At 45.5% G+C, this 3,524-nt stretch carries 4 protein-coding genes; all 4 read right to left on the bottom strand.

Translation table 11 applies throughout. From position 1 onward, the window contains the following. Positions 1 to 219 precede the first annotated feature (219 nt). Positions 220 to 444 carry a hypothetical protein gene (locus FTT72_RS15965; protein ID WP_000743213.1) on the bottom strand — a complete coding sequence of 75 codons (225 nt, stop codon included), beginning with the start codon at positions 442 to 444 and terminating at the stop codon, positions 220 to 222. Continuing rightward, positions 441 to 1,178 carry a recombinase family protein gene (locus FTT72_RS15960; RefSeq protein ID WP_001366550.1) on the bottom strand — a complete coding sequence of 246 codons (738 nt, stop codon included), beginning with the start codon at positions 1,176 to 1,178 and terminating at the stop codon, positions 441 to 443. The genes FTT72_RS15965 and FTT72_RS15960 overlap by 4 nt, the downstream gene beginning before the upstream one ends. Positions 1,179 to 1,326: 148 nt before the next feature. Further along, positions 1,327 to 2,493 carry a tetracycline-inactivating monooxygenase Tet(X3) gene (locus FTT72_RS15955; protein ID WP_024160783.1) on the bottom strand — a complete coding sequence of 389 codons (1,167 nt, stop codon included), beginning with the start codon at positions 2,491 to 2,493 and terminating at the stop codon, positions 1,327 to 1,329. Positions 2,494 to 2,682: 189 nt separating this feature from the next. Beyond that, positions 2,683 to 3,348, bottom strand: a complete 666-nt coding sequence (locus tag FTT72_RS15950; protein WP_015060916.1) for a tyrosine-type recombinase/integrase — start codon at positions 3,346 to 3,348, stop codon at positions 2,683 to 2,685. Between the last annotated feature and the right edge of the window lie 176 nt (positions 3,349 to 3,524).

Genomic DNA, 3,524 nt, shown 5'->3' with positions numbered 1-3,524 from the left:
ATGAGGCATGTTCCGCGTCCTTGCAATACTGTGTTTACATACAGTCTATCGCTTAGCGGAAAGTTCTTTTACCCTCAGCCGAAATGCCTGCCGTTGCTAGACATTGCCAGCCAGTGCCCGTCACTCCCACTCGATTGTAAACAAGCACACAAAACCCTTTAGTGACAACAATTTGCAAGAACTATCAGGCTCAGTGCCATGAAAAATACCATGACCAGATCATGAGGTTGAACACGGCTTGCGCCGGCAGCGTTCACGCTCCTGGTCGGCGATCTCGCCCGGCTGCAATGCTAGCTCAGCATCGGTCATGCGCTCCAGCACGTCGCGTAGGCGGATGGTGCAAGGAATGGGCGGCAGCTCGAACTCATAGCCGCCGGCGATCATTTCGGCCGCAATCTCCTCGGTGATGAAAAACGGCTCGTCGTCTTGGTTCGGCTTCTTCATGCCCTTTCCTCCTGGCGCTCATCCTGGCCGACAGCGGCCAGGGCATCGGCTTCCGTCAATGCGTCCTCCACGAACGCGCCGTGCTGCTTCGCTTCGGCCTGGCTGACCTCGGCCCATATCCGTTTCACCTGGGCCGCACTGTACCCGGCCAGCTCGGCGGTCTTGTTGATGCTGTAGCCGGACTTGCGCAGCGCGACAACTTGGGCGCGGCGCTTCGGATCAGCACGGCGGCCCTTGTACCGCCCGGCCTGGCGGGCCAACTCAATGCCTTGGCGCTGGCGTTCGCGCCTGTCCTCGTAGTCGTCGCGGGCCATCTGCAAGGCCAGGCGAAAAAGCATGATCTGCACGGCTTCCAGCACGATCTTGGCGACGCCCTGGGCCTCGGCCGCCAGGTCGGATAGATCGACCACGCCAGGGACGGCCAGGCGTGCGCCTTTGGCCTGTATCGAGGCCACCAGGCGCTCGGCCTCGGGCAAAGGTAGGCGGCTGATGCGGTCGATCTTCTCGGCAATGACCACCTCGCCGGGCTGTAGGTCGCCGATCATGCGCAGCAGCTCAGGCCGGTCGGCGCGTGCGCCGGATGCCTTCTCACGGTAGATGCCGGCGACGTAGTAGCCGGCGGCCTTCGCGGCCGTAGTGATCGCCTCTTGGCGTTCCAAGTCCTGCGCGTCGGTGCTGACGCGCAGATAGACCCGCGCCACCATCGGCGCGGCTACTGGCTTCGTCCTGCGCATACTTGCGGGCTCCTTTGGGCATACTCAAATGCACCCATCTTAAACTGGCAGCTAATGTACAAAAGTTGATAGAAGCACACAAGTTCAATTTTGCACTTCTGCCCCACTATTGCAAAACTGCTTGTTAGTAGCCGTTTTTTCTTACTGTTTATAGATTCAATAATTTTTGAAACGAAAAATTGGGACTAAACATTTCGGTTTCGTTTTCTGTCGATTCGTCCTGCGTATCTTTTGCATAAACAAACATTTGTTGTTCGTAGTTTTCGATGGCATTTTCAATACTTGTAAATTCTCCGTTTGTAAGGTTTTCAGACAATATCAAAGCATCCAATAATCCCGTATTTACACCCTGTCCTGCAAAAGGCGACATCAAATGAGCAGCATCGCCAATCATTGTTATGGGTAATGGACGGTTACTTTTCCAATCATTGTTCAAAGGAAATTTCCTTGTGGGCAAGCATTGAAATGTTGATACCGAACGTATTAATTGTTTGTAAACTTCACTCCATTTGGAAAATCTTTTCAATAAAAAATCGGCAACGCTGTTTCTGTCCTGAAAATCTAAGGGAATTTTATTTTTCCATTCATCGGGCGTTTTAAAACTAATTCCTAAATACAATGCACCATTATTATTGGGATTGGCAAACAATAAAATGCCCTGATGTCCCGCCATTAATCGGTTGCCGTTGCATAGCTGAAAAAATCCGGGACAGTTTATTTCCGGTTGAAGAATATCAGCTTGGATGTTGAAAGTACCGGTTTCTTCAACTTGCGTGTCGGTAACAAAGCTCCTTATTTTCGACATTCCACCATTGGCAAGAATAACCAAATCTGCTGTTTCACTCGGTTTATTCTCAAAAGTTAGTGTCCACTTCTTCTTACCAGGTTCAAGCATAACAAGTTTTCTATCCCAAATAACCGTGTCGTTTTCTAAACTATTCAACAAGATAGCCCTTAAGTCATTTCTGTTTATTTCAGGATTGTCAAATCGATTTTCGGGCTTTACATTTTTTGTGGATAAAATATTGCCTTTTTCATCAGCAATATTTACACCCATTGGTAAGGCTAAGTCATAATAAGTTTGTAACAATCCCGCTTTTTTCATTGCTTCCTGACCTGAACCTTTGTGTAGGTCAAGGGTTCCACCAAAAATTCTTGCCTCTCGGTCGTTGTCTCTTTCGTAAACTGAAACGTCTATGCCGTTTTGCTGTAATAATTTTGCCATAGTCAGTCCAACGGGTCCACCACCAATTATTGCAACGTTCTTATCACTAAGTAAATTCATTTGTTTGTCCGTATCTATTCGCATTGTCATTCAAAAATGGCACATAACAAGTGGCTATACGCCAAATGGCGTATATATCCACTATATCTTATTTTGCTAAACCTTTCATTATCAGTGACAAATCCGTTTTCAACCGTTTACCGTTCGTTTCTACTCTCTCAAAAGGATTTATATTCATAGTGCTTTTTGTTAAGTTTTGCTCAAATATACAAATCCTTTCTATATATCTAACAAATCCATCGGACTTTTTAATTGTTCCATTCCCTTGGTGGTAATATGTGTATAAACCTCAGTTGTTTTACTGCTTGAATGACCTAACAACGATTGAATATAACGTAAACTCGTACCATTCTCAAGCAAATGCGTTGCAAAGCTATGTCGTAAGGTATGTACAGTAACTTCCTTTTGAATCTTTGCTTTTAAAACAGCTGCTTTAAAAATGTTTTGAATACTTCGGCTTGAGTATGCGCCACCTTTTTGACCTTCAAATAAATAATCTTTTGGTTTATATTCCATAAAGTATGTTCTTAAAATAATTAATGTTTTCTCAGATAAAATGGTATAACGATCTCTTTTTCCTTTTGACTGTTCTATACGAATTTGCATGCGCTTGGAGTCAATGTCTTTTATTTTCAGGTTTATACATTCAGAAATGCGCAAACCTGCCGAATAAATAGTCATCAGAATAGCCTTGTGTTTCACGTTTTCAATAGCGCGTAGTACCCGAATGGTTTCTTCTTCACTCATCACAACAGGAAGTGTTTTTTCTTTTTTTGGTCTTTCGATGAAATATGTTTTCCGTTGTCCACCCAAAACACGTTCGTAATAAAACTTAATCGCATTGATTGCCTGGTTTTGATAAGATATTGAAACTTTTCGCTCCATAACCAAATGTCGGAGAAATGATTGTATATGTCCTTCATTCAATCGATCGACGTATAGGAAGAATAAACGCCCTTTTCACCCAAGTCCAACAGCTTTGGACCGCAGTTGACTCTTTCGACACCCCTGCGATGCAACCCAATCCGGCTGACGGGGAGCCAGCAACGCTGAAAATTTAC

Origin of the sequence: Acinetobacter sp. YH01005, assembly GCF_013420465.1 — a bacterium.
Taxonomy (GTDB): domain Bacteria; phylum Pseudomonadota; class Gammaproteobacteria; order Pseudomonadales; family Moraxellaceae; genus Acinetobacter; species Acinetobacter amyesii.
This window is presented reverse-complemented; position numbering and strand designations above follow the sequence as displayed.